Below are 16,212 nucleotides of genomic sequence, written 5' to 3' on the forward strand. Positions count from 1 at the left end.
TTCCGAGCCGGCGGCATGCCGCGCTGAAGCACATGCACCCGGCCCTTGCGTGGTCATAAACGATGCAATGGATGCACTAAAATAGATCACCCCGCCTTGATTCCCAGCAGACTCTCAACGATCATGGCCTCCCTCGGGAATGGATTAGCCCCGTTATGATGCAGATCTATGAGTTGGCGCACCAAGACGACGCGTATCAAATTCGATGAACGGCGACCATCCGTTCAGCGTGCGCTCCCGTTGCTGGGTAGCCTGTGGGCTCCCGTCCTGGCGGCAGCGAATTGGACCGAGTCGCCGGGACTCCTCGAACTGACCCCGGAGGCAGATCCCAACCGATCCCGACTCTTCCGACAGTTGCGCCTGACCGTCGACGGCTGGATCGATGCCGGATACACCTACAACGCAGCGAAGCCCTCCGACGGTTTCAACGGACCCGTGACCTTCAACGATCGGTCCCGAACCTTTCTGCTTAACCAGCTCTACCTTTACCTTGAGCGCCCGGTCAATGTGCAGGGCACCGACTGGGACCTGGGTGGCCGGGCCGACTTCGTCTTCGGCACCGACGCGGCCTTCACCCAGACTTTCGGCGACCCGGACAGCACCTGGGACAGTCGGCTGCTCGACAACCGCTTCTACCAAGTGGCTTTCCCACAGACCTACCTCGAACTGTTCGCGCCCTTTGGTTCCGGCATCAGCGTCAAGCTCGGCCACTTCTACACGATCATCGGCAGTGAATCGGTCATGGCGCCTGACAACTTCTTCTACTCCCATGCCTATACGATGCAATACGGCGAACCATTCACGCACACCGGCGTCCTGGGCCGCTATTCGCTGACGGACGAAATCGAGGTCTCGATCGGTGCCGTCACCGGCAGCCAGTTCGGTGGGTGGGATGGCGCATTCGACCGCAGCCTCGAGAACTGGGGGTTTCTCGGTGGTGTGACCTGGGCGAGTAGTTCGGGAGAAACAACGGCGTCGCTGAACGGCAGTTATGGCGCAACGCGCGACAAGTCTCCGGTTGATATCGGCCTCTATAGCCTGGTCCTGCAACATGACATCACTCCATCCGTTCACTACCGGTTTCAGCAGGATTACGGCTGGCTTGCCGGTGGCGGTGCCGAGGCCGACGCGGCGTGGTATGGAATCGTCCAGTACCTGACCGTCGATCTCGCCGAAAGCTGGGACGCGGGACTGCGGGCCGAGTGGTTTCGGGACGACGCAGGCGTCCGCGTGCTCGCGCCGGCTCGGGAACCGGGATTAGGGCCCGAACCGGCAAGCTACTTTGCGGTCACCGCGGGCATCAACTGGCGCCCGTTCGGTTGGCTGACGCTGCGCCAGAACGTTCGTAGCGACTGGAGCGACGGCACCCAGGCTTTCGACGCCGGTACTCGAGGGAGCCAGCTGCTCCTGTCATGGGACGTCATACTGCTGCTCTGACCACCCTCTCGCGGGACGGCAGCGAGTGTCGTATCGCCCGAATTCCTCCGAGAGCCCCCCACCATGACCGCACCCCACTCGTAGAGCTACCGGCGAACGCTTCTTGATGCCCGGCCGGATCAGCGCTGACAGTCGTACGCACGCGCCTCTGCGGCGCCGTTGAATGCCCCCGTCGAGCGCATGCTGGTCCATACGATATGGGTGGCACCGAGAGAACCTGCCTTTCGTTCCGCCTTTGATTTGGCGATGGGCATCCAGCCGGCATTCTTTCCATAACCCGATGATCCGCTCACGTTCTCAATAAAACGGCAGCTTTGTACCTCTTCGGGCGTCGCTACGTCGGGCTTCGCCTGCACGGCCGAGGCCACCAGTAGCGCAAGACAGAAAACGTAGGCGGAAAAGGCGAGTGTTCTTGGCATGGCGAGAGTCCTCCCAAATCAGTCGGTGCTGCAACACACGTGATCATTATTGTTCGTCCTTGGTGCACATATGCACCGTGACGGAGCAGAGACTCTCATAGTTTCGACTGCAGATCAACAGGCAGCCACCTCAAAACGCCATTCGAAGATCATGACCGAAAGAGTATGCAACCTAGTTTGTTGCTTTTCTTTATTTTGTCTTTGGTTGTTTCCTTCTTCGAACGCTTAATTTTGCGAACGACCTCTGACAGAGCCACATCCGCCACCATCCCATGATCGCCCCATTTCAGCGCACATTAGGCATGCACATGGACCATGCCGCTTACAGATGGCGGCCCTGCGCACCATTTCCGGTCATTCGCGGCGCTACGACAGGTGTCAGGCGTTGAAACAACGATGCCAATGGGCTCGCACTCAGCCGAACCCGAAGCGCATGCATCGCGGCGACTCTATCGGGTCCGAAAGGGGACACAGCCTCCGGACACCCTCGACGCCCGGAATCGGCAAAGCGGTGAACGCTGAACCCGAGTTCACAATGACCGCCCGTGTCGTCCTGCCAGCTCGACATGCCTCGGGTACGTCGGATGCCGTAACATGCACCCCGAGCTTGACATGGGCACGAGCCGATCAAGGGCACCGACAGGCAGCAGGTCGGTGGCGTTGAGGTGGAGTAAACGTTCGATGCTCCGCGGAAGCGGGACTGAGCTCGAAGGCCGCGTACGCGCCTGCTGTTCACGGAAGTTTTCATCGAGGCGGGCAGGCCAACAGGAGACAGCCGCTTTCATGCGACGGCTTGCAGCGCTGTCGATGCCCGGCCAACGTCTGCGCGCCTCCCTCGCGCACTGCCCGTGCATCGCGTTTGGCGACCCCATCGACGTCGCGGGCTTGACTGTCAACGCATCGGTTTCTCGAAAAGCCATTGGGTTGCTAGGAGCCTGTTGGAGCGGGAGTTCGGTAGGTAATGGCCCTACGGCTACGTGGGGGTCGTCGTACGCCGCTCGACCAGCGGCAGTGCCTCCACCGCCAACCCTCTGCAGACGCGGACCGAGCAGATCGTCCACCGCCATCACCCGCCCTGTGCGATCCCGCCGCTCATAGGCCGGTGCCAGCGCCGCTGCCAGTTCCGCTCACGGAATACGGCGCGCCAACACCGTCAACGGATGCGGCAGATCGATCATCTGCTCCAAGCGAGCCCGAAAGAAGTCGTGAGTCATCGATCGGCCCCAAAAATCCCGCAACTAGCGTGCGGCCTATTCCTGAAAATTCCGCGGGATTCTAATTCCCCACTAAATGCCGGAACTGCGCGTGCAATGTGGCTTCCAGCATTTTTGCAGGGGCGACTAAATGCAGCGCCTTACGTGGAAATACGTATTGACACTGCGTGCGGCTCCATTTTTCATAATAGCCTTCGGGCCATGCTGTCCTCGGTGGATAGCCGGCAGAAGTTGAATTGGGAGAGGATCCAACTGCACCGAAAATCGTGCGATTCCTCCCGGAATTGTGGGCGCATTTTTTGGCTTAACGTGAAACCTCCGCGATGCTTGAACCTATACCCCCCACTCCTTCCGTATGGCATACCGCCCTTCGGCACCGAATCACCCTTGGACTCGGCCTGGCGCTGGCCCTCAGCATGACAGCCAAGGCCGTGACGTTGACCAGTGTGCGCAGTTTCGACTTTGCCGACGGCGCGTCTGACCGTTTTTATGCTTATACCGGACAACTGGCCCAGGGCCGGGACGGCAATCTGTATGGAACGATGCCCTTCGGCGGCAGCAACAATGCCGGCACGGCGTTCAAGCTGACGCCTGGTGGAACCTTCACCAAACTGCACGATTTCGATTACGCCACCGAAGGCGGCAATCCCTACGGGGGCCTCACGCTGGGCAAGGACGGCAATTTTTACGGAACGAATACCGGAGGCGGCATCAGAGGTGCCGGCACTGTGTTCAAGATGACGCCGGCTGGGGCCGTCACGATCCTGCACCGTTTCAACGTTGCGGTCGGCGAAGGCTTCGGCCCGTACGCGCCCCCCATTCAGGGACGTGATGGGAACTTCTACGGCACAACCGGTTACGGCGGCGCGATTGGCTTTGGCAAGGGCGATGGTACGATTTACAGAATCACGCCCAGCGGCACCTTCACGACGCTGTACACCTTTGCCTACGATCCGGTGCTTGGCACTCACCCTCAGGGCTCTTTCCCCTTAGCGCCCCTGATCCAGGGCGCCGACGGTGCGCTCTACGGAACGGCTAATACAGGTGGAGATGTAGGCGAGTCGCTGCACGGGACGGTCTTCAAGGTCACCACGGACGGGGTGGTTTCGACCGTCTACGCCTTCGATTACACGCACGGTTCTAACCCATATGGCCCGGTGACCCAGGGCACTGACGGGAACCTGTATGGTACGACGGTATACGGTGGGACGTTCGGAAGTGGAACGGCCTTCAAGCTAACCCTCAAGGGCGTTATCACCGTGCTGTATAACTTCGACAACGGCAGCGCCGCCGCTCTCGCGAAGGGTTACTATCCGTACGCTGGCCTCGTGCAGGGCAGCGATGGGAGTTTTTACGGGGCGACCAATTCCGGTGGCGCCAACGGCCTCGGTGCGCTGTTCAGGATCACGCCAGCCGGCGTCTACACCGTGAAGGCAAGTTTCCATGGCACGGATGGCTCCTCGCCCCAATCCACGCCCTTCTTGCACACTAACGGCCGGATCTATGGCTTGACCAGAGCCGGCGGGCTGGTCAACGCTGGAACCCTCTACAGCCTCGACGTTGGCGCCCCGGGCTTCATCGCACCGATCCCGAATGCCGCCAAGGCCGGCACGCCGGTCGGTCTGCTCGGTGCGGTGGGCGGCACCACCGGGGTGAGCTTCAACGGCGTCAATGCCAGCTTCTCAGGGACGGGCAATACCTTTCGCACGACGGTCGTGCCTGCCGGAGCGGCCACGGGCCTCATCAAGGTAACGACCCCGACCGGCACTCCGCAGACCCTGAAGGCCTTCCAGCAATTGCCGACGCTGACCGCCTTCGGCCCGGCCAGCGGAGCGGTGGGCAGTGCGGTGATCCTGACCGGCTCTGGCCTGACACAGACGACGAAGGTCACCTTTGGTGGTGGCGCGATCGCCAGTTTTGTCGTCGACAGCGCCACGCAAATCACCGCCACCGTACCGGTCGGTGCGATCACGGGCAAGATTGCGGCAACCACGGCGGGGGGCCGTGTCAGCACGGCTACGGCGTTTACCGTCACGCCATGACCTGAACCGATAGAGCACGTCCCGGTCTTGAGCCGGGGCGTGTTTCTTGCCCAACTGGGCTGATTGGATTAGATCGCTAGCCGCTTCTGACTGCCCGTCATCACGCTCAAGTGGCTGGCTTTAGACGTTGGACGTTGAACTGGAGAGGATGCCGGCGGGGCCGGCCTATGACTCAACCATCGCGCATCTGCTGGCAGACTTCCTGAACCTATCGAGCCCGTTCTGCGCGACCCGTTTGCCACGCTGGCCCGTGTTCCGGTGCTGATCGTGCCGGGTGCGAATAGCAGCGTACTCACGCCTGAAGGCGTGGCGGTGATGCGAGTCCTCAACCCTGATCTCACCCTCGTCCTCGTGTGGCAGCACCGCCTTCGTCACCACCGCCGTGTCTACGGTAGCGCGGAGCAACTCTCCCACTCCTGCTTCACCGATCGCTTTCAGAAACCGACCGACCTGCGTGGCAACGCACGGCAACCGCAGCTCGCAGTACTCCCGACCACTGAAGTATTGCCCGACCACATTCTTGGACCAGCGTTCCGCCACCGCTTCGTCGCTGAGATTGAACGCGTGCTTCAGGTACAAGAGCGCCGCCATCAGGCGGATCGGCAAGCGGGGTGGACCCGCCGCACTGACGCCATCGCCGACCGTCTACAGACGCGGACCGAACAGGTCGTCCACCGCCACCACCCGACCCGCGCGATCCTGCCGTTCGAAGCTTGGTGCCAGCGCTCCTTCCAACTGCCCCCAGGGAATCCGCCTGGCCAACACCGCCAGCGGATGCCGCAGGTCGATCATCTGCTCCAAGCGTGCCGGGAAGAAATCGTCAGTCATCAGTGAGCCCCAAAATCCCTCAGCTATTGCTCCCCATTCCAGCAAATTCCGAGGGATTCTTATACCCAGGTGACCGGCAGAACTCCATGCGCCATGTGGCTTGCAGCCTTTCTGCAGGGGCGTCTATCCACCAAGGATCAGTCAAAAGGAAGCCTGGGAATGGTGCAATTGCTACCATAGAGATCTTCATAAAACACAAACTGGCCGCTACCCGGGTCGAAATGCGGCTGTAGCTTTACTTCTGCCCGCACAACGTATCACAGGGCATTCAATGCTCGGCAGCGCACGGTGCCGGTGTTACCCGATTGCCTTCCTGGGGCGCGATTCGCTTCATTGGAATGGTGATCGGTGTCGGGTAGCTATAGGCGGCGCCATCAGCCGTATCGGTGGCCGCCGATGCTGCGCCGCCAACCAACGCTCCCCCACCCACTGCCAACGGCCAGACGACCCAACCAGCACCGGGTATCGCGAGAACCGGGAACAGAGCGACGCCGGTCGCCGTCGCACCCAGCGCGGCCCCCGCCAACGCGCCGCCTCCGGCAGAACCCAGCGCCTCACATTCCGGCTTGATATCGGCTTCGGTCGGCATGCGGTAACCGTTCTTCGCACAACTGATGCGCAGGTCTTCCTTCCCTCGCGGAATCTCTATCTTTCCGGGTGTTGTTACCGTCCAGGTTTCCAGGTTTCCGCGTTTCACTATGCAGCTAGCTCCCGCCAACGGTTTGCCGTCAGCCTGTGTAGTGACGTCGAGCTGCTCGGTCGTTCCATGGATGACGGTGGCACAAGCTGTCAGATATATGGGAAGGATTAACGGGACCGCCACCCTGATATAGTGCAGCGATCTTTGAAAAAAACGTGCAGCCCTATCGGAATGCACCGCACTGAAATACCCACGCAGCGGGTCATATCGGGATGGGTGGGCGATAGATGAGCTCATGGCACCAACACTCGGAGAAAGGAATGCCCGGAAGAATAGGCAGTCCCGCCATGAAAGACGACCCACTGACTTCAGGTGACGTGCGACATATCGTCGCTGGAAGCGTTTTTGCGGTTGGGCCGTGGGGGCATCAAAATATCCCGCCAATCGGCGTGAACCCTATCGCTCATAAGGGTGTCCCGTAGATCAGCGGATGTATCGCCAAGCTCAGACGCGATAAGCATCTGATCCCGTAACGTGTGGCGGAATGGCGTTCGGTTTAACCGGCGCTCAACCAGGCCGGGACGGCCGTCGCTCAGTCTTTCCCTGACGGCGCTGATCGGAGGGCCGCTCAGCCTGTTTGCCGCTCGGCAGGGCTTGCGAAACGACGTCTCCATGCAAGCGCGTCAACCGCGTAATCAGTGCTAACCTGTTTGAGTGCGACGCGGGGTAGCTGTGCATCCGCCGGTCGCCGTCTTTTACACCTCATTACGCTCTGGCGGATGTTTTCAGGACGCAACCCCGCGATCTTCCCTGTGATGAAGGCTTTGACCACCGCCAATAACTGCGATCGGTCCGGGTGGGCTGGTCACGATCCCCGCTGAAACCCACCCCGCGGATGGTCAGGCATACCCATGGTTCGACCATCTACGAGGAAAGACGGATCCGTGTCCCGGACGGTCTTCTGCTCTATGCGCGTGACTATCTCCCGCAGACGGAGTGGTCAGGACGCACGCTCCTGTGTTTGCATGGCCTGACACGCAATTCGTCGGACTTTGACGACTTCGCACCCGCGATGGCCTCGAGCGGGCATCGCGTCCTGACCTTCGACATGCGCGGACGCGGGCGATCCGACAAGGATCCGCAGTGGCGACGTTACATGCTGCCGACCTACGCCGGCGATGTCGCCTTTTGTCTCGATACGCTGGTGACCGGCCCGTGCGTCTTCTTGGGCGCCTCGATGGGCGGGCTCATCACCATGATTCTGGCGGGCACCGCGCCACAGTTTGTCAGTGCCGCCGTGTTGAACGATGTGGGGCCGGTGCTCAATCCTGCAGGACTCGCGCGGATCGTCGCCGATGTCGGAAACACCGGGCCTTTTGCTTCATGGAGGGCACTGGCCGAGGCGGTCGAACACACACAAGGTACGTGCTTTCCCGGGATGGACGAGGCGTTCTGGCAGCGATTTGCCCGCCGCGTGGGGCGAGACCGCAGCGACGGGTGGGTGGAGTTTGCGTATGACCCGGCCATCGCGAATGCCCTGGCCACCTCGGCGGCTTGTCCCGCGCCCGATCTGCGGCCGCTCTTTGCCGCACTGGCCCGCGTCCCGGTGCTCGTCGTGCGCGGCGCGGACAGCGACATCCTCACACCGGCGGGTGTCGCGGAGATGCGGCGCATCAAACCCGATCTCGAAGTCGTCGAGGTGCCCGGTGTCGGTCATGCACCAACCTTGTCTGAACCGGAAGCCATGCGTGCGATCCAGGCGTTCTTGCGTTCCGACAGGGGCATCACGACCGGATATGACGGCGACCACGCCGGCGGTTTGCTGGACTTCGGGTGAACTGTCGCCTTTTGGTGCCCAACAGAAACCGCACCGCAGCTCTGGCTTTCGCGCTCAGCGCAACTGCGTGGCAATCCCGACCACGCGCTCGGACAGCCGCGCCGTTTGCATTCAGCATCGGGTTCCTGCTCGAATGGCGCCGTCCGTGCCCGAGGATTTTTCCGCCTTGACCACCGTCATCGTCGTCTTCGTTCTGGTCTATCTCGGCATGTTGCTGGGCGGGCTGCCGTTCCTGCAACTGGATCGGACCGGGATCGCACTCCTCGGGGCCATTGCCTTGCTGGTCAGCGAGTCGATCGGCGAGGCCGACGCGGGACGGGCAGTCCACATGCCCACGCTGATTCTGCTGTTCTCCTTCATGGTGGTCTCGGCGCAGCTACGGCTGGGCGGCTTCTACGACTGGATCACCTGGAAACTCGGGAAATTGCGGGCCTCGCCGCCCGGTCTTCTGGCCGCGCTGATCGGGGTGGTTGGGGTGCTGGCGGCCGTCTTCAGCAACGATGTCGTGTGTCTGTCGATTGCTCCGGTCCTGATCGATGTCTGCCTGCTGCGCCGCCTCGACCCGGTGCCGTTCCTGCTGGCGCTGGCCTGTGCCGCCAACATCGGCTCGGCAGCGACGCTGATCGGCAACCCTCAGAACATGTTGATCGGCGCACGGCTGCATCTGGATTTCGTCGCGTACGCTCAGGAAGCGGCCGTTCCGGTGGTGGGCGGACTGATCATGGTTTGGGTGATCATCGGCTGGCTCTGGCGCGGACGCTGGCAAGGGCGACCCGGCGCGGGGCCGAGCGCCGAGGCCGGGACCGCCTCGTCTCACACTATGGACCGATGGCAGGCAACCAAGGGGCTCACCGTCGCCGGCACTTTGTTCGGTTTGTTCCTGCTGACCGACTGGCCACGGGAGATCGTCGCGCTGGGCGGAGCGGGTCTGCTACTGCTATCCCGTAAACTTCATTCGCGGCAGATGCTCGGCCTGGTTGACTGGCAGGTACTGCTGCTCTTCATCGGCCTGTTCATTGTCAATCACGCCTTTGAGCAAACTGGCCTGCCGGAGCAGGCAGTGGCCAACCTGGCAGCATGCGGACTCGATCTGCGCCGACCGGCGGTGCTGTTCGGAATGACGTTTCTGCTCAGCAACCTGGTCTCGAACGTGCCGGCCGTGATGCTGCTGCTGCCGATTGCCGCGTCTCGCGACGGGGCCCTGTTGGCCCTCGCCAGCACCCTCGCGGGTAATCTGCTGGTGGTGGGCAGCATCGCCAACATCATCGTGATGGACGCGGCCGCCCGGCGAGGCGTCATCATCACCTGGAGCCAACACGCCCGTGTGGGCGTACCGGTGACCGTAGTCAGCCTGATCGTGTCCGGCGCGGTCTTGTTGACGTGGCGGACTGGTACCGGCTGATGGAGAGCCCTGACCCGTGGCTCGCCGGGCGCTGAGTTGCCCGGCGATGACCACTGGGGCTGCCGAAGCAACCTGTGGTGTGCCCGGACAGCGGATACACCGGAGGCTGCAACGGTCACAGGGGTATTAAGATCTGCCGAGTTTAAGATCCGCCGCCGAAACGAGGCGGGCCGGAGGCCTTCATGTCCGACATGGCCTCTTCCACGGCCTGTGTGCCTTCGAGCAGCTTCCCGGCCTTGCCCTCGGAAACCGCTGTCTTCAGCTTCCGAACGATGCGTTGTTGCGCGGCAGAATCGGTCTGCGACTTGGCTTGAAACAGAGCCGCCTCAGCCTCCTTGACAAAGGCCTCGGCGTCGCCGCGCTTGCCCGCGTCCAGGGCTTTTTGGGCCGTCGCGGTCAGCGGGGTGAGATCCTGGTTCATGGGGCCCCCTGCCGCATTCGCGACCCCCGACAGAAAGGCCAACAGAAAGAATACCCAGAGGGTGACGAGCGTTTTCATAGCGATATATCGATTAGGTTGAGGTGCTCCAACTCAAGACGGTAGGAGCATTGCGGTTTACTACGCGGCCTCCCTGCTGGAGGCCGGCAGTTCCGATGGCCCGACCTTTTTACGCCCTGCCGCCCGGAACCGTCTGTCTGCTACCGCACATAGCTCCTGAATGCCGTCGTCGCAGCATTGTGAGCGCGCTGGGTCCAGGGCGGCACCTGCTAGCCAACACCCTCGCGGCACTTCGTTTTCGACGCCGTGTCAACGCGATGTTGGCTCTTGCCGGCTCTGCGGAGGCGATAATGCCCGCACTCTTCCCTTTTCCCCCGGAAGAAAGCATCGTGCTAAGTCAAAATCGCATCGATAAATTCGCCGGCATCGCGCTGGTCACCGTGTTGATCACGGGCTGTTTCGCCGTTCTCCGCCCTTTCCTGTTCGCCATTCTGTGGGCCTTGATCCTGTCCTTTTCCACTTGGCCGATTTACCAGCGCATGGAGCGGGCGGTGGCCGGGCGGCGAACGTTGGCAGCGGCGATGATGGTGTCGTCGGTGGCGGCAGTGTTGATCGTTCCGCTGGTCTTCCTGGGCACGAGTCTGGCGGAAGACGTGACGACCCTGATCGATATGGTGCGGCAACTCCTCAGCGAGGGCCCGCCCGCCCCACCCGCGTGGGTGGCCGAACTGCCTCTCGTGGGCTCCCGCCTCCACGACCGATGGCAGGAGATGGCGGGCAGCGGCGCCAAACTGACCGCGGAATTGATGCGCTACCTCGTGCCGGTACGCGACTGGGCACTGCAGGGTGCCGCTAATCTGGGCAGCAGCATCCTGCACCTGACGCTCAGCGTCTTCATCGCGTTCTTCTTTTATCGCGACGGCGCGGCGCTGGCCCAGACTATGAAGACCCTGTTTGCCCGCGTCGGTGGTAAGCAAGCGCCGGGTTTGCTGCTGGTGGCGGGCGGTACCATCAAGAGCGTCGTCTACGGCATTCTCGGCACCGCGCTGGCCCAGGGGTTCCTGGCTGCTATCGGGTTCCTGATCGCGGGCGTACCGGGCGTCCTGTTGCTGGGCGTGCTGACCTGCGTACTGTCGTTGATCCCCGTGGGGCCGCCGCTGATCTGGGTATCTGCGGCCATCTGGTTGTTCGAGAAGGGTGACACGGCTTGGGCCGTCTTCATGGCACTGTGGGGCTTTCTGGTGGTGAGTTCGGTCGACAATGTGCTGAAGCCGTACTTCATCAGCAAAGGCAGTCACCTGCCCTTTCTGCTGGTGTTTCTGGGCGTGCTGGGGGGTGTCATGGCCTTCGGCGTCCTCGGCATCTTTCTCGGTCCGACGCTGCTGGCCATTGCCTACGCGATGTTCAAGCAATGGAGCTCACGGGAGTCCGAAATCAGCACCGACAGTGTCTGAACGAACGTCCGGCGCCAGCCCGCGCAAGACGCAGCGACTCAGGCCGTAACGGCGCGGCAGAGGTGCGCCCGGGTACTCGGCCAATGCCGCCCGCGGAAGCGCTCGGGCGTCCCCGGGCTTAGCCTGCTCCCAAGCACCCATGTTCGACCTGGCGGTCCGGCTACGGGTCATGGCTCAGATGCGCCCGCCGCCGCGCGCCGCCTTTTAACGGCAAACTCGGTCAGTCGGGAATATCACTCAGCGCGATACCCAGCGCATCGGCTATCCCTTTGCCGTAGGCCGGGTCGGCCTTCAGGCAGTGGCGGATGTGGCGGATCTGGATCGCGCGCGGTGCCTCACCGACGGAGCGCGCGGTGTTTTCGAACAGCACGTGCTGCTGATCCGGTGTCATCAGGCGGAACAGTGCGCCGGGCTGCGAGTAGTAGTCCTCGTCGACCCGATGATCCCAGTGATCCGCCGCGCCTTCCAGGCTCAGCGGCGGTTCGGCAAAGTTGGGCTGCTGCTGCCATTCACCCTCGCCGTTCGGCTCGTAGCCCACGGTGCCGCCGAAGTTGCCGTCCACGCGCATCGCGCCATCGCGGTGGTAACTGTGCACCGGGCACCGCGGCGCGTTGACGGGAATCAGATGATGGTTCACACCCAGGCGGTAGCGCTGTGCATCGCCATACGAGAACAATCGGCCCTGCAGCATCTTGTCGGGCGAGAAACCGATGCCCGGCACCACATTGGCCGGGTTGAACGCGGATTGCTCGACCTCGGCGAAGAAGTTCTCCGGGTTGCGATTCAATTCCATCACACCGACCTCGATCAGTGGATAGTCCTGGTGCGGCCAGATCTTGGTGAGGTCGAAGGGGTGATAGGGCACCTTCGCAGCGTCCGCTTCGGGCATGATCTGGACCTTCAGCGTCCACTTCGGGAAGTCACCCTTTTCGATGCTGTCATAGAGATCGCGCTGATTGCTTTCGCGGTCCTTGCCGATGATGGCTTCGGCTTCCGCGTCGCTCAGGTTGCGGATGCCCTGCTGGCATTTGAAATGGAACTTGACCCAATGACGCTCGTTGCCGGCATTGATGAAGCTGAAGGTATGGCTACCGAAACCGTGCATATGGCGGTAGCTCGCCGGGATGCCCCGGTCACTCATGACGATGGTGATCTGGTGCAGCGCCTCCGGCAGCGAGGTCCAGAAATCCCAGTTGTTCTTGGGACTGCGGAGGTTGGTACGCGGATCGCGCTTCACGGCATGGTTCAGGTCGGGGAACTTGAGCGGGTCGCGCAGGAAGAACACCGGTGTATTGTTGCCGACCAAGTCCCAGTTGCCCTCCTCGGTGTAGAACTTCAGCGCAAAGCCGCGGATGTCGCGTTCAGCATCGGCCGCACCGCGCTCGCCGGCCACGGTGGTGAAGCGGGCGAACAGCTCGGTCTTTTTTCCGATCGCGGAGAAAATCTTCGCTCGGGTGTAGCGGGTGATGTCGTGTGTCACGGTGAACGTGCCATAGGCACCCGAGCCCTTGGCGTGCATGCGGCGTTCCGGAATCACCTCGCGGTCGAAATGGGCGAGCTTCTCCAGGAACCACACGTCCTGCAGCAACTGCGGTCCGCGCGGACCGGCGGTCATCACGTGCTGGTTGTCGACGACCGGGCAGCCGGCGTTGGTGGTCAGTTTCCGCTTGTCGGTCATGGCGTGTTCCCTCTCGGTTGAAACTTCGTGGTTGACTCACGTCGGCTCGGTCCGGCCAGTTCACTTTAGCTCTGTGACCAACCTCTGGCCATGCACTGGGGAAGCCGGTCAGCGCAGCTGATCGGCTTCCAGGAAGGCCTGCCCCCGCTGCTTCCCGCGGGTGCCCTGACTCGCGTTCAGTGCTTCATGCTCGCCATTTTCCGGCAGCTCTCGGCACATTCCCGGCAGGCTTCGATGCATTCCTCCATGTCACCGAGCTTCTCGCAATCGTCCGCGCAGGCCTCGCAGACTTCGGCGCAGACTTCGCACAGACGATGCTGAAAATGCGAGTTGCTGAGCTGAAAATTGGCTGATAACTGGCAGATTTCGGCGCAATTCATTAGCAGCCGGAAGTGCTTGGGTTTGACGTGCTTTCCGCCGGTTTCGAGACAATGATTCATGGCCGTTTCCAGGCAGACCTGGTGGCACTGGCTGCACGCATCGATACATTCTTGCATCGCGTCTTCGGTTTGGTCTGGGTGATTCATGGGAGGCTCCCGTGGTAAGAGGCGCATGCGGTCACGGATGGGCGTGCCATCTCGACCGAGGATTCGGCTCCGGCGCTGGGCTGGATCGCTCCGCAACCGTGTCAGCAGGCTAACCGGCCTGTTGCGCGGGCGTCGGTTCGGTATCGCACATACCAGGCCGATAGATCTTTCTGGTTGGGGGAGCCCGGAACCTGCCGGAACGCGCGCCAAGCGATATGGCGATGTCGGCTGCGCCGATTTGCTGAGCGCGCAAGCCTCAGCGAGCGTTACCGCGCGCTGCGGGTCAGCCCGTTACGTGGCCAGTGAACGGCAATACTGTCGACGGGTGGGATTCATGCTCCAAAAGGCTCGACACCACCGGGCGAAGCCTCCAGGGCCGGGGCCAATGCCGTGCGCCGTGTGTCGCTGTGTGAAAGGCCAAAAGAATCGGCGCGAAGTGAACAACATTGTCGGCAGGCCAAGCCCTTCACAACGTCAGCTTACTCATCTTCAGTCCGACCCTCGATGCTGGCAACTTCACCGTCGGACGCCACGACCGACAGCGTGATGGGTCTGCAGCATACGCTGCAGTCTTCGACGTATTCGTGATCACCAACCGAGCAGTCGACGACGACCTCGATCCGTTCCCCGCAATAGGGACATTGAATGATTGCGATCTGAAGACCCTGCATGAGCCTGCCTAAGCCAATCCGCGACGCAGCCATGCCGTGGCCAGATCGATAGCTCCGCGCGCCGCGGCGGTGTTGGCCAAAGCGTTCAACATCACGAAATCGTGGATTATTCCCTGAAACCGCACCGCCGTGACCCGGACACCCGCCGCCCGAAGCTTGTTCGCATAGGCCTCGCCCTCATCCCGCAGCACATCGGCTTCGGCGGTAATGACCAGGGCAGGCGGCAAGCCCAGCAACTGTTCGGTGGTGGCGCGAAGCGGCGATACAGTGATCTCGTCTCGTTCTTGGCTGCTACGCGTGTACTGGTCCCAGAACCACATCATCGCGTCGCGGCGCAGGAAGTACCCGGTTGCGAACTGGTGGTAGGACTCGGTCTCGAAAGCGGCGTCTGTAACCGGATAGAAGAGTAGCTGCTGCCGGATTACCGGACCGCCGCGGGCCTTGGCCAGCAGCGTTATCGCCGCGGCCATATTTCCTCCCACACTGTCACCGGCCACCGCGAGACGCGCAGCATCCAACCCGGTGTCATACCCGCCGGCCGCGACCCATTGCAGTGCGGCGTAACTCTCCTCGAGAGCAGTAGGATACCGGGCTTCCGGTGACAGACTGTAATCCGGAAAAACGACTGCCGCCTGCGCGCCAACGGCGAGCTCCCGGACCAGACGATCGTGGGTGTGCGGATTCCCGAAGACCCATCCTGCCCCATGCAGGTAGACGATTACGGGCAGGTGTCCGGGCATGTCAGGGGGCCGCACAATTCTGACGGACACCTGTCCGCTGGGTCCTCCGTCTATCATGCGGTCTTCGATTACCACGGGGGGTTTGCTGATGGGCTCCGCCTGGACCCCGTCGACGACCGACCGGCCCTGCTCAGGATCGAGTTCAAACAAATAGGGCGGGTTCGCCGAAGCTTCGGCAAACGCTCGGGCTTCCGGCTCTAGTTGAACATGGGTCAACATCTCGTTCTTCCTGGTTTTTTCCACGGGGACGATGCCCGATAGGGTCCGAAGCTGTCTGATGGCCTCGGTCGATCGCTGTGTCGCCTACAGTCCGCGCGACTGTCCGCTGCTCAGCCTGGACCTAGCAAGTTGTCACCCAGGATCAGCCAGAGAATCAGCAATAGGCCTATCGGAGCACCCAGAAAGTAGAGGATAACGTATCCGATCTTTCCTTCCTCGGCTTTCGGCGAGTCATGTTTGCTGCTGGACATACGATCCTCCAATTGGTTCGGCACCTTCAGGGAACCTCAGCGACGAGCTAAACCCCAGCCTTTCTCCCAGTCATCATCCCTGATCGTGGGGTACTGGCCTTTACAATCCCAAGGGTATCTGGAGGCCGCGTTCTGCGGACTCGGTTCAGCCCAACCGCGTTTCGAACACAAGGGCTGCTTGCGCTCGCCCGGCATCAACCTTACCCGGAGGGCAAATCGCCGTCCGTACGGCACCGCACAGAGGGCGATGTATTCAACGCAGAATGCCAAGCGATCTGATTGTTTTACGCGCCTAGGGAACCTCTGAACAATTCCGAGTTGACGCGCAAGGACGCATCCCGCGGAGAATCAGGCGTCGAAAATGGACTTTAGTGACGCAAATTCCGCGTTTGAGAGGGCGATTTCCGCCCGGAT

The 16,212-nt window shown here is 61.8% G+C and carries 13 protein-coding genes and 1 pseudogene; 5 read left to right on the plus strand and 9 right to left on the minus strand.

Annotation, left to right across the window (positions count from 1 at the left end):
• Window positions 1-168 precede the first annotated feature (168 nt).
• Window positions 169-1,437, plus strand: coding sequence for a porin (locus BWR02_RS18920; protein ID WP_139559470.1), 1,269 nt, complete (start codon window positions 169-171; stop codon window positions 1,435-1,437).
• A 119-nt stretch (window positions 1,438-1,556) separates the two neighbouring features.
• Here the strand turns inward: BWR02_RS18920 and BWR02_RS18925 are convergent, their stop codons facing one another.
• Window positions 1,557-1,856 (minus strand): hypothetical protein, encoded by a 300-nt coding sequence (locus BWR02_RS18925; protein ID WP_236102429.1) that lies wholly within the window; start codon window positions 1,854-1,856, stop codon window positions 1,557-1,559.
• Between the two features lie 1,537 nt (window positions 1,857-3,393).
• On the opposite strand from BWR02_RS18925, the gene BWR02_RS18930 reads away from it, so the two are divergent.
• Window positions 3,394-5,112, plus strand: a complete 1,719-nt coding sequence (locus BWR02_RS18930; protein ID WP_139559471.1) for a choice-of-anchor tandem repeat GloVer-containing protein — start codon at window positions 3,394-3,396, stop codon at window positions 5,110-5,112.
• Window positions 5,113-5,454: 342 nt separating this feature from the next.
• Here BWR02_RS18930 and BWR02_RS21380 read toward each other — a convergent pair.
• Window positions 5,455-5,940, minus strand: a pseudogene (locus BWR02_RS21380) (transposase); the annotation flags it as partial.
• A gap of 268 nt (window positions 5,941-6,208) precedes the next feature.
• Window positions 6,209-6,637 carry a hypothetical protein gene (locus tag BWR02_RS18945; protein WP_139559474.1) on the minus strand — a complete coding sequence of 143 codons (429 nt, stop codon included), beginning with the start codon at window positions 6,635-6,637 and terminating at the stop codon, window positions 6,209-6,211.
• A gap of 838 nt (window positions 6,638-7,475) precedes the next feature.
• Here BWR02_RS18945 and BWR02_RS18950 point away from each other — a divergent pair.
• The gene (locus BWR02_RS18950; RefSeq protein WP_139559475.1) at window positions 7,476-8,417 is read left to right on the plus strand and encodes an alpha/beta fold hydrolase; all 942 of its coding nucleotides are present in this window, start codon (window positions 7,476-7,478) and stop codon (window positions 8,415-8,417) included.
• Between the two features lie 166 nt (window positions 8,418-8,583).
• A complete protein-coding gene (locus tag BWR02_RS18955) occupies window positions 8,584-9,819 on the plus strand; it encodes an anion transporter (RefSeq protein ID WP_201276332.1) in 1,236 nt (411 codons plus the stop codon).
• A 142-nt stretch (window positions 9,820-9,961) separates the two neighbouring features.
• Here the strand turns inward: BWR02_RS18955 and smbP are convergent, their stop codons facing one another.
• Window positions 9,962-10,318: a small metal-binding protein SmbP gene (smbP, locus tag BWR02_RS18960; RefSeq protein ID WP_139559477.1), complete on the minus strand. Its 357-nt coding sequence runs from the start codon at window positions 10,316-10,318 to the stop codon at window positions 9,962-9,964.
• Between the two features lie 329 nt (window positions 10,319-10,647).
• On the opposite strand from smbP, the gene BWR02_RS18965 reads away from it, so the two are divergent.
• Complete coding sequence (locus tag BWR02_RS18965; RefSeq protein WP_162560241.1) at window positions 10,648-11,712, plus strand: AI-2E family transporter; 1,065 nt, start codon at window positions 10,648-10,650, stop codon at window positions 11,710-11,712.
• Window positions 11,713-11,932: 220 nt separating this feature from the next.
• On the opposite strand, the gene BWR02_RS18970 is transcribed toward BWR02_RS18965, so the two are convergent.
• The 5 genes from BWR02_RS18970 to BWR02_RS21000 form a co-directional block, all read right to left on the minus strand.
• A complete protein-coding gene (locus BWR02_RS18970) occupies window positions 11,933-13,390 on the minus strand; it encodes a catalase (RefSeq protein ID WP_139559479.1) in 1,458 nt (485 codons plus the stop codon).
• A 176-nt stretch (window positions 13,391-13,566) separates the two neighbouring features.
• Window positions 13,567-13,917: a four-helix bundle copper-binding protein gene (locus tag BWR02_RS18975; RefSeq protein ID WP_139559480.1), complete on the minus strand. Its 351-nt coding sequence runs from the start codon at window positions 13,915-13,917 to the stop codon at window positions 13,567-13,569.
• Between the two features lie 479 nt (window positions 13,918-14,396).
• On the minus strand, window positions 14,397-14,621 hold the full coding sequence (locus tag BWR02_RS21510) for a CPXCG motif-containing cysteine-rich protein (protein ID WP_407941089.1): 225 nt from the start codon (window positions 14,619-14,621) through the stop codon (window positions 14,397-14,399).
• Window positions 14,597-15,547 carry an alpha/beta hydrolase gene (locus BWR02_RS18985; protein ID WP_139559482.1) on the minus strand — a complete coding sequence of 317 codons (951 nt, stop codon included), beginning with the start codon at window positions 15,545-15,547 and terminating at the stop codon, window positions 14,597-14,599. The genes BWR02_RS21510 and BWR02_RS18985 overlap by 25 nt, the downstream gene beginning before the upstream one ends.
• Before the next feature lie 110 nt (window positions 15,548-15,657).
• Window positions 15,658-15,798, minus strand: coding sequence for a hypothetical protein (locus tag BWR02_RS21000; protein ID WP_162560242.1), 141 nt, complete (start codon window positions 15,796-15,798; stop codon window positions 15,658-15,660).
• Window positions 15,799-16,212: the final 414 nt, after the last annotated feature.

The organism is Methylotetracoccus oryzae, from assembly GCF_006175985.1.
Lineage (GTDB): Bacteria > Pseudomonadota > Gammaproteobacteria > Methylococcales > Methylococcaceae > Methylotetracoccus > Methylotetracoccus oryzae.